Origin of the sequence: Burkholderia glumae LMG 2196 = ATCC 33617 (genome assembly GCF_000960995.1) — a bacterium.
Taxonomy (GTDB): Bacteria; Pseudomonadota; Gammaproteobacteria; order Burkholderiales; family Burkholderiaceae; genus Burkholderia; species Burkholderia glumae.
In genome coordinates this window covers 3,195,131-3,220,680 of the sequence record NZ_CP009435.1, presented here as the reverse complement: position 1 = coordinate 3,220,680, position 25,550 = coordinate 3,195,131, and the positions used below count along the sequence as shown (strand labels likewise).

At 64.6% G+C, this 25,550-nt stretch carries 38 protein-coding genes; 19 read left to right on the top strand and 19 right to left on the bottom strand.

Going from position 1 to position 25,550, the window contains the following annotated elements; genetic code table 11:
• Positions 1-4: 4 nt before the first annotated feature.
• The 17 genes from KS03_RS33000 to KS03_RS26975 form a co-directional block, all read right to left on the bottom strand.
• On the bottom strand, positions 5-1,603 hold the full coding sequence (locus KS03_RS33000) for a hypothetical protein (RefSeq protein ID WP_015876067.1): 1,599 nt from the start codon (positions 1,601-1,603) through the stop codon (positions 5-7).
• Between the two features lie 101 nt (positions 1,604-1,704).
• A complete protein-coding gene (locus KS03_RS27040) occupies positions 1,705-2,184 on the bottom strand; it encodes a hypothetical protein (protein ID WP_015876066.1) in 480 nt (159 codons plus the stop codon).
• A gap of 13 nt (positions 2,185-2,197) precedes the next feature.
• The gene (locus tag KS03_RS27035) at positions 2,198-4,108 is read right to left on the bottom strand and encodes a DNA cytosine methyltransferase (protein WP_015876065.1); all 1,911 of its coding nucleotides are present in this window, start codon (positions 4,106-4,108) and stop codon (positions 2,198-2,200) included.
• Positions 4,109-4,123: 15 nt separating this feature from the next.
• Positions 4,124-4,534 carry a hypothetical protein gene (locus KS03_RS27030; RefSeq protein WP_043307279.1) on the bottom strand — a complete coding sequence of 137 codons (411 nt, stop codon included), beginning with the start codon at positions 4,532-4,534 and terminating at the stop codon, positions 4,124-4,126.
• 2 nt (positions 4,535-4,536) lie between these two features.
• Positions 4,537-4,731, bottom strand: coding sequence for a hypothetical protein (locus KS03_RS27025; RefSeq protein ID WP_015876064.1), 195 nt, complete (start codon positions 4,729-4,731; stop codon positions 4,537-4,539).
• Positions 4,728-5,195 carry a DUF3268 family zinc-finger domain-containing protein gene (locus KS03_RS27020; RefSeq protein WP_015876063.1) on the bottom strand — a complete coding sequence of 156 codons (468 nt, stop codon included), beginning with the start codon at positions 5,193-5,195 and terminating at the stop codon, positions 4,728-4,730. The genes KS03_RS27025 and KS03_RS27020 overlap by 4 nt, the downstream gene beginning before the upstream one ends.
• Positions 5,192-5,857: a hypothetical protein gene (locus KS03_RS27015; RefSeq protein ID WP_015876062.1), complete on the bottom strand. Its 666-nt coding sequence runs from the start codon at positions 5,855-5,857 to the stop codon at positions 5,192-5,194. Before KS03_RS27015 ends, KS03_RS27020 begins: the two co-directional genes overlap by 4 nt.
• A gap of 99 nt (positions 5,858-5,956) precedes the next feature.
• Positions 5,957-6,601, bottom strand: a complete 645-nt coding sequence (locus KS03_RS27010; RefSeq protein ID WP_015876061.1) for a hypothetical protein — start codon at positions 6,599-6,601, stop codon at positions 5,957-5,959.
• A gap of 36 nt (positions 6,602-6,637) precedes the next feature.
• A complete protein-coding gene (locus tag KS03_RS27005) occupies positions 6,638-8,272 on the bottom strand; it encodes a YqaJ viral recombinase family protein (RefSeq protein ID WP_015876060.1) in 1,635 nt (544 codons plus the stop codon).
• Positions 8,265-9,167, bottom strand: a complete 903-nt coding sequence (locus KS03_RS27000) for an ERF family protein (protein ID WP_015876059.1) — start codon at positions 9,165-9,167, stop codon at positions 8,265-8,267. Before KS03_RS27000 ends, KS03_RS27005 begins: the two co-directional genes overlap by 8 nt.
• Before the next feature lie 17 nt (positions 9,168-9,184).
• The gene (locus tag KS03_RS32125) at positions 9,185-9,340 is read right to left on the bottom strand and encodes a hypothetical protein (protein WP_017432510.1); all 156 of its coding nucleotides are present in this window, start codon (positions 9,338-9,340) and stop codon (positions 9,185-9,187) included.
• Positions 9,340-9,624, bottom strand: coding sequence for a hypothetical protein (locus KS03_RS26995; RefSeq protein ID WP_232252243.1), 285 nt, complete (start codon positions 9,622-9,624; stop codon positions 9,340-9,342). The genes KS03_RS32125 and KS03_RS26995 overlap by 1 nt, the downstream gene beginning before the upstream one ends.
• A gap of 1 nt (position 9,625) precedes the next feature.
• On the bottom strand, positions 9,626-9,799 hold the full coding sequence (locus KS03_RS32120; RefSeq protein ID WP_017432509.1) for a hypothetical protein: 174 nt from the start codon (positions 9,797-9,799) through the stop codon (positions 9,626-9,628).
• Positions 9,796-10,095, bottom strand: coding sequence for a hypothetical protein (locus KS03_RS26990; protein ID WP_015876057.1), 300 nt, complete (start codon positions 10,093-10,095; stop codon positions 9,796-9,798). Before KS03_RS26990 ends, KS03_RS32120 begins: the two co-directional genes overlap by 4 nt.
• Positions 10,096-10,472: 377 nt before the next feature.
• Positions 10,473-10,775 (bottom strand): KTSC domain-containing protein, encoded by a 303-nt coding sequence (locus tag KS03_RS26985; RefSeq protein ID WP_015876056.1) that lies wholly within the window; start codon positions 10,773-10,775, stop codon positions 10,473-10,475.
• Between the two features lie 84 nt (positions 10,776-10,859).
• Positions 10,860-11,108, bottom strand: coding sequence for a hypothetical protein (locus KS03_RS26980; protein ID WP_127913942.1), 249 nt, complete (start codon positions 11,106-11,108; stop codon positions 10,860-10,862).
• A gap of 261 nt (positions 11,109-11,369) precedes the next feature.
• Positions 11,370-11,684 (bottom strand): hypothetical protein, encoded by a 315-nt coding sequence (locus KS03_RS26975; protein WP_017432506.1) that lies wholly within the window; start codon positions 11,682-11,684, stop codon positions 11,370-11,372.
• A gap of 726 nt (positions 11,685-12,410) precedes the next feature.
• Here KS03_RS26975 and KS03_RS26970 point away from each other — a divergent pair.
• Positions 12,411-12,950: a zinc-ribbon domain-containing protein gene (locus KS03_RS26970; RefSeq protein WP_015876055.1), complete on the top strand. Its 540-nt coding sequence runs from the start codon at positions 12,411-12,413 to the stop codon at positions 12,948-12,950.
• Between the two features lie 408 nt (positions 12,951-13,358).
• Here the strand turns inward: KS03_RS26970 and KS03_RS29045 are convergent, their stop codons facing one another.
• A complete protein-coding gene (locus KS03_RS29045; RefSeq protein WP_015876053.1) occupies positions 13,359-13,790 on the bottom strand; it encodes a hypothetical protein in 432 nt (143 codons plus the stop codon).
• 92 nt (positions 13,791-13,882) lie between these two features.
• Here KS03_RS29045 and KS03_RS26960 point away from each other — a divergent pair, with 92 nt between their 5' ends.
• The 18 genes from KS03_RS26960 (at position 13,883) to KS03_RS26880 (ending at position 25,087) form a co-directional block, all read left to right on the top strand.
• The gene (locus tag KS03_RS26960; protein WP_015876052.1) at positions 13,883-14,119 is read left to right on the top strand and encodes a helix-turn-helix transcriptional regulator; all 237 of its coding nucleotides are present in this window, start codon (positions 13,883-13,885) and stop codon (positions 14,117-14,119) included.
• A 797-nt stretch (positions 14,120-14,916) separates the two neighbouring features.
• Positions 14,917-15,300: a hypothetical protein gene (locus KS03_RS26955; protein WP_015876051.1), complete on the top strand. Its 384-nt coding sequence runs from the start codon at positions 14,917-14,919 to the stop codon at positions 15,298-15,300.
• A 9-nt stretch (positions 15,301-15,309) separates the two neighbouring features.
• Positions 15,310-15,555: a hypothetical protein gene (locus tag KS03_RS26950; RefSeq protein ID WP_017432502.1), complete on the top strand. Its 246-nt coding sequence runs from the start codon at positions 15,310-15,312 to the stop codon at positions 15,553-15,555.
• The gene (locus tag KS03_RS26945; RefSeq protein ID WP_015876050.1) at positions 15,548-16,618 is read left to right on the top strand and encodes a hypothetical protein; all 1,071 of its coding nucleotides are present in this window, start codon (positions 15,548-15,550) and stop codon (positions 16,616-16,618) included. Before KS03_RS26950 ends, KS03_RS26945 begins: the two co-directional genes overlap by 8 nt.
• On the top strand, positions 16,615-17,091 hold the full coding sequence (locus tag KS03_RS26940; RefSeq protein ID WP_017432501.1) for an XF1762 family protein: 477 nt from the start codon (positions 16,615-16,617) through the stop codon (positions 17,089-17,091). Before KS03_RS26945 ends, KS03_RS26940 begins: the two co-directional genes overlap by 4 nt.
• Positions 17,088-18,062 (top strand): phosphoadenosine phosphosulfate reductase domain-containing protein, encoded by a 975-nt coding sequence (locus KS03_RS26935; RefSeq protein WP_174484819.1) that lies wholly within the window; start codon positions 17,088-17,090, stop codon positions 18,060-18,062. The genes KS03_RS26940 and KS03_RS26935 overlap by 4 nt, the downstream gene beginning before the upstream one ends.
• Before the next feature lie 22 nt (positions 18,063-18,084).
• A complete protein-coding gene (locus KS03_RS26930) occupies positions 18,085-18,882 on the top strand; it encodes a ParB/RepB/Spo0J family partition protein (protein WP_015876047.1) in 798 nt (265 codons plus the stop codon).
• Positions 18,883-18,887: 5 nt separating this feature from the next.
• Complete coding sequence (dnaB, locus tag KS03_RS26925) at positions 18,888-20,282, top strand: replicative DNA helicase (RefSeq protein WP_015876046.1); 1,395 nt, start codon at positions 18,888-18,890, stop codon at positions 20,280-20,282.
• Complete coding sequence (locus KS03_RS26920) at positions 20,272-20,811, top strand: RuvC family protein (RefSeq protein ID WP_015876045.1); 540 nt, start codon at positions 20,272-20,274, stop codon at positions 20,809-20,811. Before dnaB ends, KS03_RS26920 begins: the two co-directional genes overlap by 11 nt.
• A complete protein-coding gene (locus KS03_RS26915) occupies positions 20,808-21,176 on the top strand; it encodes a hypothetical protein (RefSeq protein WP_017432500.1) in 369 nt (122 codons plus the stop codon). The genes KS03_RS26920 and KS03_RS26915 overlap by 4 nt, the downstream gene beginning before the upstream one ends.
• The gene (locus KS03_RS26910; protein ID WP_017432499.1) at positions 21,176-21,466 is read left to right on the top strand and encodes a hypothetical protein; all 291 of its coding nucleotides are present in this window, start codon (positions 21,176-21,178) and stop codon (positions 21,464-21,466) included. The genes KS03_RS26915 and KS03_RS26910 overlap by 1 nt, the downstream gene beginning before the upstream one ends.
• Positions 21,463-21,798, top strand: coding sequence for a hypothetical protein (locus tag KS03_RS26905; protein WP_015876044.1), 336 nt, complete (start codon positions 21,463-21,465; stop codon positions 21,796-21,798). Before KS03_RS26910 ends, KS03_RS26905 begins: the two co-directional genes overlap by 4 nt.
• Positions 21,795-22,214 carry a hypothetical protein gene (locus tag KS03_RS26900; RefSeq protein ID WP_045678920.1) on the top strand — a complete coding sequence of 140 codons (420 nt, stop codon included), beginning with the start codon at positions 21,795-21,797 and terminating at the stop codon, positions 22,212-22,214. Before KS03_RS26905 ends, KS03_RS26900 begins: the two co-directional genes overlap by 4 nt.
• Positions 22,215-22,479: 265 nt before the next feature.
• A complete protein-coding gene (locus KS03_RS26895; protein ID WP_015876042.1) occupies positions 22,480-23,127 on the top strand; it encodes a hypothetical protein in 648 nt (215 codons plus the stop codon).
• Between the two features lie 41 nt (positions 23,128-23,168).
• Positions 23,169-23,633, top strand: a complete 465-nt coding sequence (locus KS03_RS31815) for a hypothetical protein (RefSeq protein ID WP_017432496.1) — start codon at positions 23,169-23,171, stop codon at positions 23,631-23,633.
• 147 nt (positions 23,634-23,780) lie between these two features.
• Complete coding sequence (locus KS03_RS26890; RefSeq protein WP_017432495.1) at positions 23,781-24,050, top strand: hypothetical protein; 270 nt, start codon at positions 23,781-23,783, stop codon at positions 24,048-24,050.
• Positions 24,043-24,342: a phage capsid protein gene (locus KS03_RS26885; RefSeq protein WP_127913943.1), complete on the top strand. Its 300-nt coding sequence runs from the start codon at positions 24,043-24,045 to the stop codon at positions 24,340-24,342. Before KS03_RS26890 ends, KS03_RS26885 begins: the two co-directional genes overlap by 8 nt.
• A 472-nt stretch (positions 24,343-24,814) precedes the next feature.
• Entirely contained in the window at positions 24,815-25,087 is a 273-nt protein-coding gene (locus KS03_RS26880; protein WP_127913944.1) for a hypothetical protein, read from the top strand.
• A gap of 113 nt (positions 25,088-25,200) precedes the next feature.
• Here the strand turns inward: KS03_RS26880 and KS03_RS26875 are convergent, their stop codons facing one another.
• On the bottom strand, positions 25,201-25,494 hold the full coding sequence (locus KS03_RS26875; protein WP_042967364.1) for a hypothetical protein: 294 nt from the start codon (positions 25,492-25,494) through the stop codon (positions 25,201-25,203).
• Between the last annotated feature and the right edge of the window lie 56 nt (positions 25,495-25,550).

Here is a 25,550-nt window from a genome sequence, read left to right as displayed (position 1 = left end):
GGGATCACGCTTCACCCCCTTCGCTGTCCGGCAGGTCGATACTCTGTGCGCAGGCGGCATCGAGCAAATCCTGAGCGCGCTCTGCATTGCGCTGGCACTGACCACACGGGCTCCAGTGATCTGGCTTCTCCGGCTTCTGCGTAGCTACTTCACGGATGAACGCCGCTACGTCGCGCGTATCGGCCGGTGCGGGGGCCTGCGATGCGCGGGCCTCGTCGCGTTCGTTGAGGAGGTCGCTCACGATTTCGGTCGGCGATTCGTTCCAGCAGTAGCCCGGCACCATGCGCTCGATCGTCTGCATCAGCGCGTAGCCGATGTTCGCCATGTCCGCGACGGCGTGCTGCGCATCCGGCTCGAAATCGAGGTCGTTATCGATGAACGCGGGATCGCGCTCGGTCGTATTGATCGGATTTGCCGCGAGCAGGGCATCGTGTCGCGGCCCGAGCAGCGACACGTCATCGCCGCCGCAATGCCGGATGACCTGACGCCACGTATCGTCAAGGGAGCGGCGATGGACGTTGATGAGCGGCCGGTGCTTCACTTCCGCATCCCATCGCTCCGTGGCCCATTGGAGCAGCGCCGCCCGCTCGTCGGCCGTGGCCGGCGTCGCGGGAACGCCGGGGCGTCCGGCTTTCTGCCAATCACGCAGGGGCCGCAAGTAGCCGGCGCGGCTGGCGTGAATCTTCTCCAGCGCCGCATTCGGATCGGCTGCGTTCGCAGCATTCCAGCCCGCTTTGACGCCCGCGAGGTATTGGCTGTCCATCAGCGACTCGCGCACCTCGTCGGGCATCCCCGTGGAGGTCTCAGCCGTGGCCGGCGATACTGCTGCGCGCGGCACGGTGATCGCGAGGGCCTTCTCCAAGCGATGTTTGTGTGCGGTCAACGACTGCACGACTGGCACCTTGTCGAGGAAGTTTCCCGGGGCGCGTTCAAAAATCAATTCAAGCTGCCGTCTGATCGTATCGATCGTGCGCGTCACGGCTTCTTTCAACGCATCCCCATCAGCGGCGACAGCCTGAGCGGCGACGGTCGAGCCGTCGAGCAGCGACGCGCCTTCGTCGGGATAGTCGGTGATCCAGCAGTACATGCCCTTGCCGGAATGGCCATTCCCGTATTGGAACGACACCTCGCTTTCGAACTGGTCAGCCGTGCGATCCGGCGCGACGAGATCCAGCGCTTCGAGCAACTGCGCTCCGGTGAGGATCAATGCCGGCTCAAGCTTATCGATCGGCTCGGCCTCGGCGACCGGGGCGGAGCGAGTGGCGTACACGACAGCCGGCGCCCGGCCGCCGTCAGGCATCATGTACAGCTCGCAGTCCCGCGGCTTGCGTCCCGTCATCCAGCGAAGATTCCCACCATCCTCGGCCAAGGCGACGTGGACGAGCCGGATCGGCTCGACGGCTGGGGCGGCAGCAGTCGCGTCGAGCAGCGCATCGACACGGGCGAGCAGTTCGCTCTTCAAGATGATCGTATTCCAACCGGAGTTGTTGCCCCAAGGCGCCGGGACGTTCGGGTCGTATCGCTTGCGCGCGGCGATCTCGCGAAGCAGATCGAGCGCATCGGCTCGGAGAGTCGCGGGCGTGGTGGTGTTGGGATCGGTCATGATGGTGTCTCAGGTATCCGAAAAAGATGAGGCGCCGTTGCTGGCCGCCTCACGTAACCGCGCGGTCGAGGAAACCTACGCGGGAGGCTCTGTTCAGTAGTTCAGCGGGGCATGCGGCGCGGCTCGTGGCGCCCGCGCGGTGCCGACTTCCACCACGCGTCTTCGGGCGACCGTCGGTGCTCGACGTAGATCGTGCCGATCTGCCCTTTGTCACGGAGGAAGCCCCAGGGCTTCGAGCGCTTGGCGCGGTGAGCGAACAGCGTCCAGACGTTGTCTACGCCGCGGTCGAGCGGCAGCACGACGCGGTGGAAGCTGTCGCCGATCAGGAAGTTGAACCAGCGCACGCGCGCGCAATTTCCGCGTGTGACCTCCCAATACCAGCCGGCCAGGATCACGGAGAAGGCCCAGGGCCACGGATGGTCGTGCAGGCCTCGATCCGGGTCGCTGGCGACGAACCGGTGCAGGTAGAAGCGCACGCCGAACACCGTCGCCAGGTAGTACCTTTCGAGGTACGGTTTATTGCCGTCGGCGATGATCCGGCAGGGCAGTCGGCTGCTGATGGCGTAGAGAACGCGTCTCATGGTTGGCTCCTGGCTAGACGTTGGCGGGGAGGGGCGTGACGGACAGAGCGATCGCGATGTCGCGGACCCAGATCGGCGTCGATGACAGGCGAAAGGTCTCGCCGGATTCGGCGAGCAGCAGCGTTGTGCCCATGACCTCGCCGATTGCCTCGGCGGCATCCGGCGGCACCGCGTTGCCGATGCGTTCGCGCCAGGCTTGGTCGGACAGGCCGTCGAGCTGCAGGTATTCCTCCGGCTCGACGAGCGACTGCAGGACGGCGAGATCCAGAGTCGTGAACGGGCGATGCCAGGTGCCGTCGAGCGCGCGGATGATGGCGACGATCTTCTCGTTCTGCGCCGGCAATCTCGGATCGGCAACGGACCATCGGCCGTTGTCGTGGCCGGCGGCGGCCGAAACGGCGCCGCTGGGCTCGCTCCAACCGACCACGCCGTAATGTCCGCCGGTCAGGTAGGCATCGCCGCGTTCGCGGCGCATGCCCGGGCGCGGGTCGGCGACAGCGAAAGCGCCCTGGCCGCTGTCGCTGCGCGCGATCACTGTGCCGGCCGGCTCGTCGAAGTGCGTCACCGCGTATTTGCTGAACAGCGGCCCGGGCGCTGGGCGTGGATCGGCGACACCGCCACCACCAGACGCTTTGAAATCGCCCGTCACGGTGCCCGAGTGGGAATCCCACGGGGTGACGCGATACGCGTTCGCGTGGTACTCGCTGGCGGCGCGGGGATCCTGCACGCACTGGCCGGTACCGTGCGCGCTGGTGACCGCGCCAGCGGCATCGGACCACGGGATGATGCGGAATTCGTTGTTGTGCTTCGCCGGGCCAGCGTGGCGCGGATCAGCGACGCTGTAATAGCCTTGGCCCGGGGTCTGCTGGCCGGCGATCGTGCCGCTGTGATCGTCCCAGGGGAGCACGCCGTATGCGTGTCCGTCGTTCCACTTCGCGCTCTGGGTGAACCTCGGATCGGCGACGCTGAAGGAGCCGTTCGTCGGCAGCGACTCGCCGGCGACGGTGCCTGCCGGCTCGCTCCAGTCGACCACCCCGAGGTGGCCACCGCGACGCTCCGGCACAATCAGGTAGTCGCGCAGCTGGCCGTTCTCGACGGCGAGCTTATTGAGGCTGCGCCAGTCGCTGCCGGCCTCGACGAAGGCCAAGCGCACCCAGGTCTTCCACTGCAACGACGGGATGCGGTGCATGGGGCCGGCCGCCGGATCACCGGGCAGCGGCATGCGGCCGAGCAGCGTGCCGACTCCCTGCAGGCGATTCTGCTCCGGCTCGTACAAGAACGCTGGCACCTTCGCGACGTGCCGCGCGACTTTCAGATAGCGTTTCCGGCTTTGTGCCATGCCGCGCTTCGCGATCTTGCCGCAGTCGTGCGTCGTGTCGGCAGTGACATACCCGTAGTGCTGAAACAGTTGGTCGATCTGGCTGAGCAGGTGGCCGGCGCGCGTCGCGAGCCGCGGCACGTTCTCGAACACGATCAGCTCGACCGGATCGTCTTTCCAGGCTTCGCACATGAGCCACACGCAGCGCAGCGTCAGCTCGTTGAGCGCCTGGTACTTCGGCGTTCGACTGAGCGTCTCCGACAGTAGCCCGGAGGCACCCTTACACGGCGACGAGATGAACACGCAGTGCGGATGCTCGTGGCCGGCAGCGGCGCGCACGTCGGCGGCCGTCGCTTCCTTCCAGCCGGCCGGCGGCGGCGCGCCGTGGAACGCCGTGTACTGCTCGCGCGTGAACAGGTCCATCACGGTGCAGTCGGTACCGACCAAGCGCCGGAAATCGCGAGCCGCGGCGGGATCGTTGTCGATACCGCCGATGCAACGCCACGAGGCCGTCATCGCGCCGACGCGCGACATCGCCTTCGTGAAGCCCTTGGCGCCGCCGCCGAGGCCGGCGCAGAAACTGAAGTTGTTGTAGACCCTATGCATGTCGGCCCTCGGCGGTCAGTCGGACGAATCCACGACTTCGGAGAAGCCGCAGGCCTGGCACGTGTAACGGTGCAGGCAGTTGCCGACGGTCTCGGACTTCATCTGGTGCTCGCAACCGAACCGGAACACCTTCACCGTGCCGGCCCAGTAGTCGTTGATCAGGGCGTAGCCGTTCTGGTCGTGCATGAAGAACAGCTTGGCGTCACCGATCGTCGTGCGGATCCAGCCCACGGCCTTCGGCGTGTACATGAAGAACTTCGACTTCGCGAATTCCTCCCAGGTGATCTCGACCCAACCGCTCGGGAGCATGTCGCAGCCGTAATGCCGAGTCGGGTCCGGCTCGGTTCCGACAGGACCACCCCAGTACGTTTTCTCGATGTGGCCGCGATAGGCAGCGTCCGCGCCTTCGATCTTGTTGAGCAGCATGGTCAAGCCTCCTTGGACTTCGGTAACGTGGCGTCGAGGTGCCGGATGCGGGCCACCACGCGCTCGGGGAGTTGCATCGCGTGGCTGACGTGCATCACCGCGAACGCGGGACGGAGCAGGTTGCGATCGGCGTCGGCCAGGTCGGCGTGCTCAAGGCGCAGCAGGGCGCGCCACACGGGTTCTTGGGTCGCGGTCATTGCGGGCGTCCCTCGTTGATGATCTCGACGACGCGGTCGCACATGGCGACATCGAACCAGCCGACGTGGCACTCGCCGACGGCTATCCCGAGACGCCCTGCGAGCCACGAGTACGCAGCGGATCTGGTCATGACGCGCGTTTGCCAGAGGGGCTGAAACGCTGCCTTCGCGCGCTTGCGCGCCGCACGCGTCGGACCGTCGGCGAGCGTGCCGAGCGGGATGCCGGTTTGCGGATGCATGCCGACATAGGCCCCGCATTTACGGCACAGGAAGGCCCACGGCCATTCCCCGTATTCGCGGCCATAGATTTCGCTGTTCCGGACGATGTGCACGGAGCCGCCGCAGAAGCGGCAGACGGTGGGCGCCGGCAGCGGGTTGAGAACGCGGCGGACGGCGCGCCGCGAGGGGTTCCACGGGGTCTTGTCGCCCGTGGCCCGGTCGAAGGCTTCGGCGAGCTGGGTCATTTGCCCACCCATTCGACGCCACGGACGACGCGGCCCACCGGAGCGCAGACGTGGACCTCGGTCTCGCGCTCGCTTCGCACCAGGGCGTTCGCGCGCTTGCGGGCCTTCTCGATCGAGGTGTGGCGCTTGCTGTCGCAGTTGCGGCCGACGGTAAAGAACACCGGGCCCTTAGAACCGGGAGGCCCGAGCGTCAGATCGTCGATCTTTCGCTCGAGCTGGGCGTTGTTCTGCTTGAGGCGCTCGACGGTCGCGATCGCGGCTTGGAGGCTGGTGAGGGCGGTCTCGGCTTCTTGCCGCAGCCGCGCGCTGGTGCTGCGCTCCGCCTCGAGCTCGGCGAGCAGCTCCTGAACGACGACGGGATCGGCCGGCGGTTGCTCGCCGGCGATCGGAATTGCGGCGGCAGGCGCGGCAGGCGGGAACGGGACAGAGTTCTTCGCGGCGAGTTCGGCCGGCGACGGGCCGGTAGCGCGCGGGGTGCCGGCGAGCCAATACAGGTATTCGTTGCCGCCGCCGGTTCGCTTCTGCCGCTCGACGACGCCGTCGGCGTGCATCTTGTTCAGTTCCTTCGCGACGTCGAAGTGGGGTTGCGCGATCCGCGCGGCGATCGTCTTGGCCGTGGAGTCCATCACCGTGCCCAAGTACTTCACGATTTCGTCCCTCATGGTCATGCTCCTGAAGGGGATAGGGGGCTCTGCCGCCGGCTCTGTCGGAGAACCGCGCCTGGCGCCAATTCCGGTCGGCCGGCGGCTTCGCCCGTTCGGTTACTCGGCGCTGGCGCCGTCGGCGATCTGCTGTGCGGCGTCGGCAAAGGCGTCCGTCTGCTTGCCTCGGCGCGGCTTGCGACCGGTCTTCGCGGCGGCCGGCTTTTCAAGCTTCTCAGCGTCGGTCGGCGGCGCGGTGTCGTCCTCATCCGGGTCGCTGTCGATCGTTCCGGTGATCTCGCTCTGCAGGAGAGCGCACATCCGCGCGACTTGCGCCTCGTCGGGGTTGCACTGGACGCGCACATTGAAGAGCGTCGTGCCGCCTTCCTTCGGGTGGAACTTGATCTCGTTGATCTTCGCTTCCAGCATGACGATGTCGTCGGACGGTTTGTTTCCGTGGTGGACGCGGAACAGACCCTCCTCGTACTTCTCGGCCCACTTAAGCGGCGTGACCAGGTGCTCGAAGCGCAGGTTCGGCAAATCGGTGACGCGCTCGACGCCTTCGAGCGCCTCGGTGTTGCCCGTCGGACTCTTCCAGTAGAAGGCCTCGACCAGCCGCCCGTCGAGCTTGTCCAGCGCGCGGTTCGACTGGTTGAATTCCAGATGAATGTCCATCGCGAGGCAGTGCTCCTCGCCGTGCAGCTCCTGGCGCACGTTGATGCTGGTGACCTTCATCTTGATCTTGGTGAAACGGAATTCCGGCATGTCGATGACTCCTTCGGTGATGGCGGCGAGCGGGGGTTAGAACGCAGCGGCAAGCCGCTCGCTCGCCGCTTTCAGGTCCATGGCGAGGAGCCATTCGACGATCTTCGATTCGTGCTGGCGGTAGTGCAGGGCGAGCACGCCGACAATCTCGTCGTCGCTCGGGCGCGACGGCTGGGTACGCATGGAGCCGCCGGTGCCGCGCCGAGGGCCGGCAGACGCTGCTGCAGGAACCGACGTGGTCTGCGGTGCCGGTTGCCGGGTCGCCTGGGCGGCTGCGGGAGCCGGCTCGTCAACCGCGGGGGCGGCGTTCGCCTTCGCTGCTGCGGCCGCCGCTGCCTCATCGGCTGCTGCCCGCTCAGCGGCGCGCTTGCGTTCGGCTTCCTCGGCCTGCTGCTTCTTGTGCTGCTCGATGCGGGCGTCGACGGCGAGGTGGAAGTCCTCAGCCGGCTTCTGGATGAGCTGCTGCAGGTCGCGGAACAGGAAGGTGTGCTCGGCGGCCTGCTTGCGGTACCAGTCGAGCTTGGCGCGCAGGTCGCGCGCGGCCGCGTCGGCGGCGATCTTGCCGTTGGCCACGGCGGTGTCGATCGCTTCGTGCAGGCTGGCCAGCGTGCGCTTGTTCTTCGCGGCGGTGACGAAATCCGGTACGGCGACGACGAGCGTCACGTCGGCCAGCTCGTCGTTCAGCGACTTGATGTGGGCGGCGTAGGCGCTTTTGCCACCGAGGATGATCTCGTCCTTGATCTCGCCCTTGCGCTTCGTCACGAGCTTGTCGAGCGCCAAGCGCTTTTCGCGCAGCTGCGCGCTGATGTGGTCGAGCGTGCGCATCAGCTCGTCGATACTCGCCGTCTGGCCGATGGCCGCGTTCTTCGCCATCTCCAGTTCCTTCTCGGCTTTCTCGCAGAACGAAACCGTCGACGCGGCGTTGGCAAAGTCCTCGTCGGTCTTGAGGTCGGTCTTGATGTTGGCGATGAACGATTCGGCCGCCGCCTTGAAGCGGGGCAGGTTGCTCGACACCACTTCGCCGCGAATCTGCACGGCCAGCGTCGGCAGGCTGAGAATCGCTTCGCCCTTCGGGGCTTCGCGGATATCGCGCGGTTGGTACGTGGCGAGATCCTTCGCGAACTGTTCCCAGCCGGCGTTGATGCGCGCGACCCATTCCGGATCGGGTGCCACCCACAGGTGGACCATCTTCTCTTCGGTGCCATTGGAGCAGGTGAACAGCAGGCGGGACGCACCGGTGACGTGCATGTTCTGCTGCACCTGCGGCTGGTGCTCGTCGGGAAGCACGCCGGCGCGCAGCGATTTCGCCAGATCCTCATTCCATTGCTTGTGTTCCCACGCGGTGCTGTGGTCCATCGTCAGGCCGTCGCAGGATGCCGACGGCACGCCGAACGAGCAGGTCACGGGATACAGGTCTTCGCCGATTACTTCCTCGGCGAATGGGCGCGCGAGCGCTTCGACTTCGTGGCCGCGATCGAGGATGTGCTCCTGCACCCAGTCGCTGAATTCCTTCGGCGTGCCTGTGTGCTTCATGTGCAGCAGCTCGTTGCGCTTGACCTTCGGCGAGATGCCGAGCATGGCGGCCGCCTCGCTGGCGCCGAAGTGTTCGAGGCGGAAAGCCTCCCATTCGGGAGTACCTTGGATGAGGTCGTGGATGATGCGTTCAGTCATTTTCATGGCTCCAAGAGTCGATGGTGTTCTTCTGGGCTTCAGTGAGCGGGGCGCCACGGGATTCGATGAAGGCGATCATCTTGGCCGGGGTCTTACGCTTCGACGTGACGACCTTTCTCCATTCGGCTTTGTTGGCGTCGAACTTCGCCTGGTCGTAGAAGGCAGGGCGAGCGGGCTGGTTCTGGCCTGCGGCGCGCGCGCTCCGGGCGCCGTTTTGCTGGGCCTCGCCGGCCGGCTGCTGGCCGGCGCCAGGATCGCCGTCGGGATCTGCGCCGCCTGCGCCGTCGTCGTCCTCGCCCTTCGTGGACATGCCAGTCGCGGCGAGCAGCGTGTAGCGCTGCAGATAAGTGATCGTGCTGGCCGCCTGCTGGATGGCGTTCTTCTTGCCGCTCGCGTCTGGTGCGCCGGACATCGTGACCTTCTTGAAATGTCCCTGAACGTGCGTCACGACGCAGTCGACGGTAATGAGGCCGTTACTCTGGTGGATGTCCCAGTCGAACGACAGGCCATACTTCGCCATGGCCGGCCCGACGACGTCGGTGATGTCCGACAGCTCGGCGTGCTTGTAGCGCGTCCATTCGCCGTCCCGAGTCTGGAACTCGACCTGCTTGCGCTTGAAGATATCGAGCGGTTCCTTCTTGAAGGCGGCCATCGCCTCAACGAACGCGAGCCGTGCGTCGCGCGCTTCGTTTCGATCCAGCAGATCCATCAGCTTCTCGATCTGCTCGAGGCTCGCCCCGCGTTCGACCGACAGGCGGAGGAGATCCCGCGCCGTGATGGTCGAAGCGGCGCGAACTGGCGCGGGCGGCGACGACTGGACGTTGGCCAGGGGCTGCTCGGGGCGTGGGGCGGTGATGTCGGCGTCGATGACGTCGGCCATGGTGGCGGTCTGCATGAAATGCTCCGGGGCGGTTACACCTGGCGCACGCTGGCCAGTTGCCAGCGCAGCAGGTCGGAGTTGGTGTGGTCGATCTCGCGTGCGACGTAGAGGACGGCGAAGGCGATCAGGATCGCCGCTGCCATCGTCAGGCGAGGGTGCTTGGAGTGGAGTCGGTCGAGCCAGCGCATCACAGGTCCTTGTTGCAGTCGTGTTCTTCGTTGCTGAACAAGTGCGCGTCGGAAAACTCGGTAGGGCCTTCGCCGTCTTCGTAGGCGTCGCGGCGATCCACGAACGCCCGGTGCTGCCCGGTGCGCTGCTCTTGCTTGATCGCTTTGCACGACTTCGAGCAAAAGCGGCCCCAGCCGCGCTTTACGTCAGCAGCGCGCGCTTGAAACGACCTGCCGCACCGGTTGCATTTGCGATCGACCATCTTCGGCATCGGGACGCGTTTTTTCCGTTTGTCGGTGGTCATGTCAGGCGACCTTGCAGTAGGTGTAGACGCGCGCGATCCCGCGCGGCACAAAGCCGGAGCTGATGGGCACGCGCGGCGAGCGCGTGAGGCGCTGAACCATCCAGGCGCGCCGCTGCTCGCGGTTGAGGTGCGCGCCGTAGCGGCGCAGGGAGGGGCGAAGGGACATCGGGCTCATGCCGGCGTCCTGTCCGTCGGGGCGTTGTCGATCGCGAGCAGCGTCTGGATCAGCCGATTGATGTCGGTGACCTTGAGATTGGCCTCGGCGAGGATCTGGGTCTTCTCGCGCTCGAGGTTCTCGACGATGCCCGGGCGCGGGTCGAAGTCGTCGGGCACGTCGACCTCGATCGAGTGCTCCCGGACTTTGGCGGCGTGGTTGTCGTACTTCGTCACGTCGTATTCCGAGAACTCGAAATTCAACGAACCGTCACGCGCCGGCCGCGCGAAGATGAAGCCATTGATGGTTACTTTCATGTCGCACCTCGGTGAATCGCCTGTGTGGGCGCCGACTGCGATGACCTGGCCGGCGTCGTGTTCTGACTCCTGATGGGAGCCCGCTGTCTAGCCCGCTCACCGCGCTCACGAGCTAGACCTCGTGTCGTCTGTTGCGGCAGTGGGCTCCCATCAAGGTGCCGGGTACTCGCGTCCGGCGACTCGCCAGCCACGCGCCACATGACGCGCCACTGCTAGTCAGGTGCCCCGCGCTCGCCGCGGGGTGAAGCAGGGTGTTTCCAACCGACTGGAGGCTCAGCCGACCTGCAGCGCTATGGGCCTAACCGCATGTCGCGCAGCTCTCGCGCTTGATGCGGCCGCCGCAAACTTCTGCGGCGTGCGGCCCTCCGGGGGTTGCGTTACGCCGGCGCGGTCGCCGGCATCTTCTCGATCTGCACGTACGGGTACTTCTTGTCGTACGGCTTGATGTTCTGGCTGAAGTACGTGCCGATCGACTCGGCCGACGCGAACTCGGCGAACAAGGCGGCCGGCACGTTCGCGTAGTGGTAGAGCGACGTCGGGCCGTTCGTTTTGTAGCTGCGGAAGCGGATCGCCAGCGTGTTCGTTGCGGCGTCATGGCCGATCGCGAAGATCTGCGACGATTCGACTTCCTTCACGGCGATGGGGGCCGTGGACACTGCTGCGGTTGCCGTGGCTTGCATGTCTACCTCTCGTGGTGATTTCGAAGCGGGCTTGCTGAAGGCCCGGAGTTCGACCCGCGGCGCATTCGCCGCGACGCCCAGCGGTTAATGCGTGGCGGCGGCGCGCTGACGGCGTGCGTCGAGGCGCCCCGCGAGGTAATGCAGCTCCGGCTCGGCGTACGGCGCGGGCCGGTCGAACATCTCGTCGTGCCAGCCCCGGTGGTAGAGCGCGATCTCGCGCGCCAGGGTGAGCTCGCCGGCCGCCGCGTAGCTGATGCCGCGCGCCAGTTGATCCATCGCCTTGCGCTCGCCGTGCTCGCGGGCGACGGCGTACTCTTGCTTCAGGTCCGACATGAGGTCCGTGTGCATCGCTATCCCCAGATCCGAAAAGTGGGAGGCGCCTTACCGGCCGCCTCGCCGAAAAACTCCAGGCCATTTCCGAGGGCCGTGCCTGGAGCTGAGAGCCTTCGTGCCGAGCGGCACGCGAATCAGTTGTGGTCTTTGTTGTCGTCCTGCTTGCCCTTGATGCCACCAATCAGGCCGAGTACAACGAAGCCGACGATCGTCCCGACGATGACCAAGCCGGCAATGAACCAGTCCGAGGTCATCACGGGCTCAGGCGAAAACCAGCTTGTTGATCGCGGCCATGTCGGCCACCGTCTGCTTCGAGCGCGCGATCGCGCGCGCCGCTTCGCGCTCCGCAGCAACGTGCGCTGCGTCGAGCAGCTCGCGCGCTTCGAGCGGCGTGACCTTCTCGACGCCGTTGTGGGGAACGAACTTGTAGAGCTGCGTGCCCGCAGCGTTGACGAGGATGTAGGCGTCCGGCGCGTGGTCGCCGGGCGTCGGCACGACCGCCTTCACGGTCAGCGACAGGAAACCGACCTTCACGGTCGAGCCTGCTTCCCACGATTGCTTGCTGTTCTTGATCACGTCTGACTCCTCGATTTCTAAAGCGAATCGGAAGACAGGCGATCTCGACACTTGGGGTTTGAGGGAGGGCGCGAACGGTTCTGCTATGCTCGGCGCGCTGGCGTATTGCATCGCCAGCACGGCGTCTGGCAAGACGCCGAAGGTGACGCCAGTGTCGGAGCCGGTATCAAATCCGGTGTACCGACCCGCGCCGAGCCGACCGACAGCAACTTGTCGGGCGGGTGGTCATCCTAGGCAGCCACTCGCACGCGCCAGCTAGGGCGCGCTACAAGTACTCAACGGGCTTAACGCCTGTGGCCACAGGCTTTCTCCGGTGCGCAACACATGGTGAAAGTAACTGTGAAGGTGGACGTTAAGGTCGATCTGGCCAAGTGCCTCTGGTACCTGTTCCTGATCGTCTGGACCGTCGTGACCTAGGATTTGCGGCCCGGTTCGCGCCGGGCCGCGCCTCCTAACAGAGCAGGCGAACTGAGCCAGCAACTCGCCAGCACCGCCACGCCCTCTCTCGAATCCCCAAGTTGTCAAAGATCGCCGGCTTCCGCCGTGCAGCGTGTTGTGTGCTGCGATGGACCGAATATTAGAAGTTCTTCTTTTTCAAAGCAAGAGAACTTCTAATATTTTCGAGGAAAATTTGTAACAGCCGATCGACAGCACAAGGCGCAGCGTTGGCCTGAAATAGACGGTTCGGTATGCTTCCTGGACAACGAAACTCGACGGGGTGGCCGGATGGCGCTGGTGAAATGTGGGGAGTGCGGAGCAGAGATAAGCGACAAGGCGGACGCGTGCGTGCGCTGCGGCGCTCCGATCAAGAAAAATCTCTCGAAGCGGGCCGCCTGGATCACGGCTGGAGTTGTCGTCGTGTGCGGCGTGGCTGCTTACCTTGCGGTGACCGCGCCGAAGCAGGAGGGCGGAGCACCGCCGGCAGCGGCGGAGAGGTCAGGCACGAAGGAAAGCGCTTCGGACTGCGCCAAGACCGATCTGCAGTGCCTTGGCGACAAGGGCATAGTCGGCGCCAGCGTGTACTGTAAAAATCCAGTCACCAAACTTGCTAAGTACGACGTCAAGTGGACTGACCGAACCTTCGAGCTGAAATTCAGCCGATTCCGTTGGGCCGATCAGGCCGCCGGAGTGATCACGTATGTGGGCGACAAGGCCTTATTCCAGAACGGATTCGGCGCTTACACCCCAGTCATATACGAGTGTGATCTGGCGGCCGACAACAAAACCGTGCTCGATGTGCGGGTGAAAGAAGGGCGTCTGCCCTGACGAACGGGGCTGGAGGACGAGCGGCTCACGCAAGCCTTTTACCGATGTTGCGGTGCTGAATCCGGTTGAACCGGGTTTCGAAACGCGGCAAACTACTGTTCACATATACAGTTGTTTGCCGAGCAACAGGAGGTGTCATGCGACGGGTCAGCGATGGGCGTGGGAGTTTGCGCTGCAAGCCGGGGGACCTGGCTCGTATTACCTCTGCCTGGAACCGCCTGTTGGTCGGGGAACTTGTGATTGTGAACCACGCGTTGCCGGACGGCCGCTGGATGACCCACCTGGTGGGGGATCCCGCTTTCACGGTGCGCTCTACAGGACCGGGATACGTGGTTACTCGGCGCCTCAAGGCGAAGGATTCCTCGCTGGAACCCCTTACCGATGAGGAGAAACAGGTGGCGATCGCGGCTATGATCGCTCGAGTTCGCCTGCCTCATCGCGAGGCGGAAACAGCCGAAGCACCAGCCGAAACACTTCGTCCGATTCGCCCGCCTGTTCTGCACGAAGAATAGCTTCAATCGCATCCCGTGCTGCAGGACGGACGTCGGCCAGGATTTCCTTCAGACCGGCCGGCATGATCTGACTCATGAGCCGCGGGCTGATTGCCTGAGGATCGGCGTTGATGTGCTTACAGATCGTCAGGAGAGCCCGGACGTTGAGCGGGATGACGCCGCGGAAATACTGCGAGATCAGGCTCTGACCACCAAGTCCTGTCACTTGGCCCAACCAGTTCTGTGACGCTCCCGGATTGTCTTGCTTGTGCCGCTCCCAAGCCTGGGCCAAGCGGCGGCACTCTTCGATTTCTTCGGATGTGAGAGGTCGTTTCTTTACGGTAGCCATGCGGCAATCATAAAAAGGGCTACTAATATCCGCTGGCCGACAGCATTAGAACTTCTCTTGACCATGAAAAGAAGAAGTTCTAATATTCGGCCATGAACAACATCCGCCACCTTCGCAAGAGTCTCAGCCTCTCCCAGGCCGAAATGGCCGAGCAGATTGGCGTGACTCAATCCGCCCTGTCCCAGTACGAACGGCAGCTTTGCGATCCGGTTATCGAAACCGCGCGGCGAATGATCGTGTACGCCGGCTCGCTGGGCGCGACCTGGACGCTGGACCAGATCTACTCCGATCCGCCCTTGGCCGAGCCGGCCCAGGCCGAAGGGGGATGAGATGAAGCATTGGTTTGCGCGGCGTGTTGCCGACTTCATCGACTTGCGGCTGCACTGGTCTGTGCGGTTTGCCGCCGAGTACGAGGGGAAGGCGCCGTGTCCGTGCGCAGCATGCGTGAGGCTTCGCAAATTGCGGCTGGACAGCCATGGGCATGACCTGTTGTGCGACGTCCATCGGCATATCTGGGGCTTCGATATGCCGCATCCCTGCAACTGCAGTGCCCGTTTCAAGTTTGAGCGTAGGTGGTGGAAATACTGCTTCGCAAGTGTTCGGGGATCGATCTTGGGCGAAAGGAACTTGGCTTCCCAGCGGGGATACCGAATCCCGTGGCTGGCAGGCACTTCCATAGTTCTTCGTGCGCTGCTCGGTGCCCACCGTCGATTTGATAGCAGATCACCACACCGTCTCCGCCGCGCGCCCCGTAAAGGTGAGGCTCGACGAGGCGGGTATGGCCGAAGCGATCGTGAAACCGGAGCAGGTGCCGATTGGCAATCGCATCGCAGATGAATTGAAAGGTCATGCGAACCCCGTCGGAAAAGGGTTGAGGAGGTGAGATACCTCGATTCTGGCACGACGGCGGTTCGCACCCAGTGGTCTCCACCTGCAAACCCCCGTGCAGTGTGGTTTCGCCCAGCCTCCGGGCTGGGCTTTTTTACGCCTGATCCGGTTGCACGCGTGTTGTGCGGCCGGCCGCAGTGAGGGGTGAGAAGAGAGTTCGTGTCCATGACCGAACTCTATTTTTTCCGCCGGACGGTGTCTTTCCGAACGCGTCCGAATTTTTCGGGGAACCTCGGAAATGCAGCTCGACATCCCGTTTTACGAAGGACCGGAAGACGCGCTCAAGGCCGCCGTACAAGCCTTGGGCGGTGCGAAGAAGATCGGTCCGATGCTTTGGCCGGACAAGTCCACCGACACGGCCGCACGCCTGTTGCTCGATTGCCTCAATCCCGCGCGCTCGGAAAAGCTCGACCTGTCCCAGACGATGATGGTCTTCCGGCTGGCACGCGACGCGGGCTACTTCGCCCCGTTCCAATGGTTCGCGCTGGAGATCGGCTTCGAGGCGAAGCCGGCGAACAAAGCCGAGGAAGTGAACCGTATCACCACGGTCATCGAGCGAGCGACATCGACGCTGTCGAACGCGCTGCGGATGCTCGACCGCATGCAAGGCCCCCAGGGGTAGCCGGTCGCCATGAAACGCCGGCCCGCACCACTCCCCGAGTCGACGACCGACCGCGAGCTCGCGGCGCGCAGCGAGCGGCTCGCGCGCACGCGGTCCGCGTATCCGATCGACCACCCGCAGCTCGCCGATATATCGGAGCTGCTCCACCGAATTTGCGACGCTGAATCGCTGCCTGTCGCGCGCTGGTATGCCGGCGACGCGCTGGCGCTGCTGCGCGCCTTCAGCATGGAAGTCAGGAATCAAAGTCATGAGTGAACCGACCAAGCCCGACGAGAAAAAGGCGCGGTTCCGGAAAATCCAGGTGCGCATGTGGGGCGACGAGAAATTCCGCGAGCTGACACCGATTCCGCCGTGCGGCGCGGGCCTCTGGGTCTACCTGCTGACCGGGCCTCACACCGGCCCGATCCCCGGCATTTTTCGGAGCGGCCGCGCGGCGATGGCTGAAGAGCTGGACTGGGATCAGGAAGCCTTCGACGAAGCCTTCCGGGAAGTCTTTCAGCAAGGCATGGCGAAAGCCGACTGGAAAGCCAAGGTCGTGTGGATCCCGAAGGCCATCGCCTGCAACCTGCCCGAGTCGCCGAACGTGGTGAAGTCGTGGGGCTCGGAGTGGGAGTTGATCCCCGAATGCGACTTGAAACGCGAGGCATACGAATCGCTGAGAGCCAATATCTGCGGGCGTGGAGAGGCTTTCGCCAAGGCTTTCCATGAGACTTTCGACAAGCCATCGCCTAAGCCTTCCGGAAAGCCTTCCCCGAAGGCTATCGGGAATCAGGAGCAGGAGCAGGAGCAGGAGAAAAAGACGGGGGCTAACGCCCCTGTGCCCAGCGCCGCTGACGCGACGCCGGCCACCCCGGTCGCTGCCGAGCCAGCCGGACCGGCCGGTGCTGCCGAACCTGATGGCCCCAACAGGGATCTGCTCGGCGATGGCGACAGCGACGCTGACGCTGGCGGCAAGGGGGCACGTCGCAAGCCGGCGGAACTGCCGTGCCCCGTCGAGCGGATCGTCGAGGCGTATCACGAGCTGATGCCGCTGAATCCCAGGGTGCGGCTGCTCAACGCCAAGCGGCGCCGGGCGATCGCCGCGCGCTGGCGCGAGGCCGCCACGCTCACCTGCAAGCCGTTCGGCTACTCGACCGTCGAGGCGGGCATGCAGGCCTGGTGCCGGTTCTTCCGCGTTTGCGCCGATTCGGACTTCCTGACCGGGAAAGCCAAGCCCAGGCCCGGGCAGCCGCCGTTCCTCGCCGACATCGATTTCCTGATCTCGCCCGACGGCTTCACGAAGTGCCTCGAGGACAAATACCACCGGGAGGCCTCGTGAGCCTGGTCATCGCACCGATATCGTTCGACGAGGCAAACGCCTTCGTCGCCACCCATCACCGACACCACCGGCCGGTGATCGGCCACAAGTTCAGCATCGCCGTCGTCGATCCGCTGTCGCTCGATTCGATTGCCGCGCAGGAGCCTTGCGTCTGCGGCCTGGTGATCGTTGGGCGCCCTGTTGCGCGCGGGAACGACGACGGGCTGACGCTCGAGGTGACGCGCTGCTGCACCGACGGCACGCGCAATGCATGCTCGGCGCTCTACGGCGCGGCCTGGCGCGCGGCCCGCGCGCTTGGCTACCGCCGCCTCATCACGTACACGCTGCCGGCCGAAGGCGGCGCCAGTTTGCGGGGCGCCGGCTGGCGGCTCGTTGGCGCCCGCGGCGGCGGTAATTGGAACACGCCCGCACGGCCGCGTATCGATACGGCTGCGCACCTGCGCGGGCAGAAGCTGCTGTGGGAGGCATCGTGACCGATCGCCAGACCCTGCACGTGGTGTCGCTGTCGGGCGGCAAGGACAGCACCGCGACGCTGCTCGTCGCGCTCGAGCTGCACGGCAGCGCGAACGTGCGCGCCGTGTTCGCGGACACCGGCAACGAGCACGAGGCCACCTACGCCTACGCGCTTGATTACCTGCCCGGCGCGCTCGGCATCACCGTCGACGTGGTGCGGGCCGATTTTGCGGACGAGTTCGCGACGAAGCGCGCGAACCTGGCGCGGCTCGCCGCCGGCGAGCCCGAGTCGGCGGTCTACGGCAAGCGCGAGTTCATGTACGCCTGGACGCCCGAGGCGGCTGCGCGCGCATTGGAGCTGTTGCATCCGACGGGTAATCCATTCCTGGACCTCTGCCTTGTACGCGGCGGGTTCCCGTCGCGCAAGCGGCAGTTCTGCACCGAGTACCTGAAGCGCAACCCGCTCACCGAATACGCGATCGGGTTGATCGATGACGGCTATTTCGTCGAATCGTGGCAAGGCGTGCGCGCCGACGAGAGCGAGGCACGCAGGTGGCTGCCGCACTACGAATGGCGCGGTGGTCACTACGCCGTGCTCCGTCCGATCCTGCGCTGGAACGTCGCCAACGTGTTCGAGGCGCACGCGGCCGCCGGCATCGAGCCGAACCCGCTGTATCGCGAGGGCATGTCGCGCGTCGGCTGCATGCCCTGCATCAACGCGCAGAAAGCGGAGATCCGGGAGATCGCGCGCCGCTTCCCCGAGCACGTTGAGCGCGTCGCAGCGTGGGAGCGCCTCGTTTCGGAGGTATGCCGGCCTCTCAGCCCGGTTTCGTTCTTTCACATGGGCACCACGGGGCACATGGGGCAGGCCACGACGGTGCTTCAGGTTGTCGAATGGTCGAAGACCACGCGCGGCGGCCGGCAATACGACTTACTCGCGGACGCGGAGCCGGCCACGGCCTGCTCGTCTGCCTACGGTTTGTGTGAGTGATCCAACTGAGAAGGAGAGGTAAATGGCAAAGAATTCGATCGATGCATACGGCGCGAAGGGGAAGGGCAACCTGCTCGACTTCGATCCAGATGACCTGACGCTCGTCGTGGACGAGGCCCACCCGCTGTACGACTCGCGCGTGCACCTTCCGCTCGACGAGGCCATGGTGCGCAACATCGACTTCCAGGGCGTCCTCCAGCCCATCGAGGTGACGAAGAACCCGGAGACCGGGGAAATCGAGGTCGTGACCGGCCGGCAGCGGGTCAAAAACTGCCGTGAGGCGAACCGCCGGCGCCGGGATCGTGGCGACCCGCCGCGGCTGATCCAAGGCTTCGTGCGTCGGCTTGGTCGCGAGGAGCGCGACAAGGTGCTTTCGGCAGCGACGGCCAGCGAGAACGCGATCCGCCAGCAGGAGACGCCGATTTCTCGCGCCGAAAAAATGGCACGCCAGCTGGCCTACCGCTCGGAAGATGATGTGGCGACGATCTTCGGCTGCACCGTGCAGACCGTGCGAGCCTCCCTCAGCCTGCTCGAATGCTGCGCCGACGTGCAGAAGGCCATCGAGGCCGAGCAGATCAACCTGACGCACGCGAAGGCACTGGCCAAGTTGTCACCCGCCGAGCAGCGCGAGAAGGTGAGGGCGCTTATCGCGGCTGGTTCTGGCGTCAAGGGCCGCGCCAAGGCGGCCGCGCAGCGGGCCGTGATCGACGGCGGCGCGCCCCGGATGCGCTCACGCGCGACGATCGAGGCGAAGCTGGCGGGGGAGCCTGCGGACAGCGAGTGCGCTGCCACGCTGCGTTGGGTTCTGGGCCAGGATTGACCGCCATGAACGCTGTCGAAAACTATTTCGGCGACGGGGCGATCGATGTGCCGCACAGCATCGAGGCCGAGCAATCGGTCCTCGGTGCGCTGATGATCGACAACGACTCGATCGACCGCATTGGCGCCCTGCAACAGGAACACTTCTTCCGCTACGAGCACCGGATCATCTTCGAGGGCGCCACCAAGCTGATTGCCGTCGGCCGTTCCGCTGACGCCGTGACGGTCTACGAATGGCTGCAAGCGCATGGCCATGTCGAGAAGACCGGCGGCCTGCCTTACCTCAACTCGATTGTTCAGAGCACGCCCGGCTCCGCCAACATGGCGCGCTATGCCGAGATCGTTGTGGAGCGCGCGAAGCTGCGGTACATCATGGCGGCCGCAGACAAAGTGAGCGCCGAGGTTCAAAACCGGAACGGTCGGACGGCTGACGAGCTGACAGCCTTTGCGCAATCGCAGTTCGAGCCACTTTCGGAAGGGCGCACAGACGGGCCGAAATTCATCGGCACCTTCCTGAGCCCCGTGGTCACGCAGATGGATCAGGAGCATCACGGGAACGCGCCGCTCGCTACGGCGACGGGTTACCGTGAGCTCGACTTCAAGCTGGGCGGCGGCGTGCGCGGTGGTGATCTGATCGTCGTCGCTGCGCGGCCTTCGATGGGTAAGACCGCGATGGCGCAGGGCATTGCCGAATACGTTGCGCAGACCCAGGGCACCGCGCTGATCTTCTCATTGGAGATGCCTGGCACGCAGCTTACGCAGCGCGCGATCGCGCGGCAGGGAAGCATCCAACTGCGGAGCGTCCGTAACGGCTCTCACATGACGGACGCCGACTGGCCGAAGCTGACCAACGTCGTCAGCTATCTGTCCGAGCTGCCACTGATGATCGACGAGACGCCCGGCCTGACGATGGCCGAGATCGCGAGCCGCGCGCGCTCCGTCAAGCGGAAGCACGGCCTAAAGTTGATCGTCGTGGATTACCTGCAGCTCATGACTGGCGGCACGGACGAGCGGCACGACCTTCGGATCGCCAGCTATTCCGGCGGCCTGAAGATGCTCGCGAAGCAGCTCGACGTGCCCGTCATCGCGCTGTCCCAACTGAACCGGCAGCTCGAGCAGCGGCCGAATAAGCGCCCGATCATGGCCGACCTGCGCGACTCCGGCGCAATCGAGCAGGACGCCGACACGATCATCTTCCTGTACCGGGACGAGGTCTATCACGAGGACTCGCCAGAAGCCGGTACCGCCGAGGCAATCATCGCGAAGCAACGCAACGGCGCACTCGGCACGGCCTATCTCGCATTCATCCATGAGCAGGCGAAGTTCGGCGACCTCGCCATGGGCTACTACCCGCAACCGCGCTCGGCGCCTGTTAAATCGCGAGGCTTCAATGACGACTGACATCACCACCGAGTTCGACGTCGCGGAGGCGCCGCCGGCGCTGGGCGGTCTGAACCTGCTGGCGCTCGACCTCGGCACGCAGTGCGGCTGGGCGCTTTCGAAAGGCGGCGTCCTGACCTACGGGACGAAGAACTTCTCCGCGAAGCGGACCGACGGGCCCGGGCAACGGTGGCTGAAGTTCCGCGCCATGCTCGGCAATCACTTTGCCGCGGCCGGCGAGATCCACGCGATCTACTACGAGCACGTCATGGCCCACGGCACGAAGGATCATCCGAACACGATCGCCGCACACGTGTACGGCGGGTTCCTCGCGCACCTGGAGGCGTGGTGCGATGTCCAGCGCGTTCGCCTGGTCGCGGTGTCGGTCGGGACCGTGAAGAAGGCCTGGACCGGCAACGGCAAGGCGAGCAAGGAGGCCATGATCGACGAGGCTCGTCGGCGCGGTTTCCGGGTGGGGGCCGAGGAAGACGACACGGCCGACGCGCTGGCCATCATGCACCTCGGCATGTCGATGGAGGGCATCCAATGAGCTGCCATGACGCGTCGTGGAACCGCATCCGAGTGGTGCTTCTGGGCAGCGACGGCATGTCCGTGCGCGATATCAGCGTGGCGAGCGGCATTCCGCTGACGACTGTTCATGACGCGCTGACCCGTCATTGCGACGAGGTGCGCGTCGTCCAGAGCCGAAAGACCAAAGGGCCGCAAGCCTCGGTCTGGGCCCTGTACACCGCCGGCGTCCCTGAACTCTCTCCCGCCGCGCCGCGAGATCCGCACTGGCGAATGCTGGTGTCAAGCCCGTTTGCCGTCGCCGCAGGCGCCGTTGCTCCATTGCAGACCGTCATCGGACGTGTTTATCGGCAGGACATGGATGCGGGTGGAGGCGCGGACGCCTGATGGAGCGACTGTTCATCGACGGCCCGCTGCCCGATACCCATCCGGGCGCATCCGTGCCGGCGCATTGGACTGAGGGGTATGCGGTGCTCCTCGCCTTCGGCCGACGTGCGCACTGGTTTCGCCGTGAGGCGGCGCGCCCGGTGTCGATCGACGGCGTGCCGCAGCTCATCACCCCGGTGGCCACCGCCTGCGGGCACACGCGGTTCGAAGTCGGGAATGCGGCGCTGCACGAGCGCGGCGAATTTGCTGTTTGCCAACGGTGCGCGGCCGCGCGCGGGGAGGGGACGTGACGGCGCGCCTGATTGGATTCCCGAAAGTGCTCACCTTCCGGTCGGAGGATCTGCGGCGCCTGGTGGTGACGCTCCCCTGCATGAACTGCGGCGTCGAGCGGTACACGCAGGCCGCGCACATGAACCTTGGCAAGGGCGGCGCGCTGAAGGCGAGCGACGCGGCGATCGCAGCCTTGTGCTGCGACCGTCCGGGCATCCGCGGTTGCCACGCGATGCTCGACCAGGGCGGCGTGATGACGAAATCCGAACGGCGGCTATTCGAGATCGAGATGGTGGCACTGACCTACATCGCGCTGATGGAGCGCGGCCTCCTGGAGGTGGGCAAGCAATGAGCGAGCGAGTGTTTCGGGCGTTCTCCCTGCGGACGCCGATGGTCTGGAAAGCGATCGTGGAGGTGGTTCGCGCGCACGCCAAGGCGTACATCGATCGCGGCACGCCGCTGGTGGTGATCATCACCAGCCCCGAGCACGACGCGCTGGACAGCCAGCGCGCGTACTGGCACAGCGTGGTGCTCCCGCAGATCGCCGAGCACATAGCCGACGAGGACGGCTGCCTGCGCGATGTCACCTACTGGCACGAGTACCTGGTGCTCGAGTTCCTCGGCATGACCGAGACCGCGAGCGAGAGCGGCAAGATCCGCCGCCAGCGCCGGTCGACCGCCCGCGGGAAGATCACGATCGGCGAGTACTCGGACCTCATCACGCGCGCGCAAGCGTGGGCCGCCCAGCGAGGTGTCGAGTGGGATTGAAGACACGTCGGAAGGACGAGGGCGAGCGCTGGACGTTCCGGGACCCGGCCGAAGTCTGCGCGCGCCGGCAGGAGGCGGACCGTCGGGCCGCGACGCGGACGTGCGCCGGCTGCAAGCACCTGATCGGCTCGCCGCTTGGCGGTCCTGAGGTCGCCTGCGACGTCCGCGTCCGCCGGCCGGCGAAGTCGGTGGCCGACAGCCGCCGGTGCGCCCTGTATCACCTGCAGAAAGACCCCCCCGTAACTGAAACTGGATCGCAATGACCATGGACGCCGTCTTCCAATCGACCTCGCAAGCACTGCACGTCTCCTTCCTCGTGATGGCGCAGCCGGTCCGGGAGAAGAACACCTTCCGCCTGGCCCTGATCCAGATCATGGAGATGCAGCCGACACTTACCGCGCGCCAGCGCATCTGGCTCAACCAACTCATCGGCGATGTCGTCGAATCGACAGTGAACTTCGCCGGCCTTGGGATGGACGACGTCCGCGCGCAGTGCGCAGTTGTCGTAAGCGCAGTGCGCACGAAGCTGCCGGACATCGAGCGCTGGGCCGTGCTGGCACGCTATGGGCAACTGGGCGACGAGCGTACGCCTGAGGGCACGAAGAGGTTCTTCTTCCTGCGGGAGCGGGCGGAGGCGATCCGGAGTTTGTCTGGATGGCTGGCGCCGTCGTTCGATGGGATTTCGACGCTCGCGCTCGACTGCATGCTTGCGCGCCGGTATGCCAACCACGCGCGAGTTGAAATCAGTTTTCGTGATCTCGCGAAGTCATTCGGTGCGAACCACATGACTTACAAGCGAGCGTTCGACAAGATTGAAGCTCGAATTCGAGAAGTGGAGAATCGGGCCGCTGGTATTCTCACACCATATTTCGAAGCTACGGGGCTTATCGGGCAGCAACAGTCTCATGCATAATCCTGCTGCGGCGGATTATTTTTTTGAGGAGAATCGCGCAGATGGCCCAAGAGCAAGTTTCCCATGCAGAGCTGCTCCACAAATTCGATGTGGCGCAGGGTAGATACGATATTGAGGTCGAAGAGCTTCGCAAGATTATTGACCAACTAAAAGCTGGAATTGAGCTTAAGCTTAACGCCGGCGGAATGGTCATTTTGTGGGGAGAGGATGATCTCGCAGTTTACGGGAACGCATCTGATTCCGAAGCTTCGAGCATGCCGGTTAGGGAGGGTCCCTCTATCAAATGCAATGTTCAAATTGTTTTGGGCAAGGTGCGAGTGGATATTCCGATTCACGCAAGAGCAACGGGTAGCGGGCTTTTCCTCTCGCTCGGCCTGAATAGGTTTTGGGATGGCAAAACCACCCCTGGCGACCATGCGACTGTTCAAGCAGTGATTGACGAACTGAAAAGCTCTGCCGACCAATGGCGCCGCAGGAAAGCAGACGAATTCACCGTCACGCTGTAATGGTTTGACCGCGCTGTTACAGAGACGTATACTTGTTGTCATTCTGCACGCGTTGTGTCCAAAGCCCCGCCGACTATGTCGAGCGGGGCTTTTTCGTTTCCGGGACGGCGCGGGCCGAACCCTCCGAACCGTCCCAAGGAACGTCTGATGAATGCTCGCTACCGCATGATCGCGGCCGCCGTCGTGGTGGCCGCCGCGTCGCTCGGCGCCGGCGCCGCTCGCGCCGAAATGGTCCAGTTCAAGAGCGGCCAGGTGCTGACCGCCCAGCAACTGAACCAGAACTTCGGCGACGCCGCCCAGCGTCTGGACGACCAGGCCGCCGAGCTGAAGGTGATGAAGTTCGTCGCCGGTGGCCTGGCCGCGCTGTCGATCGTCAGCCTGCTGGTGGCCACCGGCCGCCGTCGCCGCCGTGGCTGATCCCGTGCCGCACGGCTTCGCCCTACAAGGCCGGGATCTCGACTACTCGGACCTGACTGCGGTCGGCCGGGTGACGATCGAGATGGGGAAGGACGGCGTCGAGATCACGGTCGACGGCTTCGAGTTCAAGAACGCGTCCAGCTGCCGGCAGCACGCCTGCAAGGCGCTGGCGTGGGCTCGCGACGTCCTGGCGGCCGACGTGGCCGCGAATCGCGCCGTGCCCGGCGGCCGTATCGTCTCCATCACCGGCATGACGCAGGCCAAGCTCGAGGAGGAGCGAAGCCAAGATTGAGGTGAATCGATGCACACACGAGCGCTTTCCCTGAAAAGGGCGCTGGCCAAGCGATTGCCCTGCTTGCTCGCCTCAACTGGCGCGGTGATCTTCGTCTGCGGGCTGGTATGGGGATTTGTCAGCTTTCTCGCAAGACACCCATAGCTCGGACACTGGCCCTGCGATACGGGCCCCCTCATGTGTGACCCTTCGGCGGGAGTTTCCAGGCGCTGCCTGGATGCGTGGATCGCGGCGGGGCCACACATGAGGGTGACAGCCACAACCGACCATCGCATTTCGCCCGGCCCGCGGAGGGTGACAACGGGTGCGCCGCACTGCAAGTCGGCCGAAAGGTTGTGCCGCCGCTTCTTAGGCTAGGACGCGAAATAACGTCAGTGCTGTTTGCGGATTCCCTCGACTCGTTCATCTCAGGCTGTAAGACTGCAACGCCAATGCCTGTCAACGCCGTACGGCGATTTTCAGGAGTATCACCATGTCCACTGTAATGCGATGCAAGCTGCAACTTCACGACATCACCACGGTGCGCTATGCCGGTCAGGACACCTCGAAGCGAGCAGGTGCGACCGTCCGATTCGGCGCGGTTTGGGAAGGATCGACCGAGAAGCAGGCAGCGAGCGAAAACGCGATCTTCGGCGAAGCGACGCCGATGGCCGAGTTCAAGGCGACGATTCAGAACGGCGTCGTGGTTGACGCGCTCGTTCCCGGCAAGAAGTACTACGTCACCTTCACCGAAGCGCCGGACTAATCGAACCGGGTCTCCTCTCGCCGGGCCCGCGCTCGACGATTCGCCCGCACCGGGAAACCGGTTGCGGGCTTTTTCTTTTCGCGTGCTTGAACGGTATATGCGAGGCGTGGTGGTTAGACGGTGTCTAGCCCGCACCAGGCATGGCCGTTGGGAGCGGCCTGAGTGACGAGGACCCCGTTCTTGGCGTGTACCTTGTTTGCGATAGCGGTGGCTTTTTCTTGGACCTGGACGGCGGTCAAGGTGCCATTGAAGAGGTATTCCGCTGGGGGCAATTGATAGGTGCCGTTCTTGCCGACGATCTCGCGTTCGAATCCGCCTTTCTCCATCTCTTCATGGAGTGTGACGTACGTCGCGTGATGCTTGTTCGGGATGTCGTGCAAAACGACTCGGACTGTGAAATACGGCATGGCTGGTCTCTCAGTGTGGTTAAGGGCGGCATCCTGTCGAATGCCGACTACGAAGA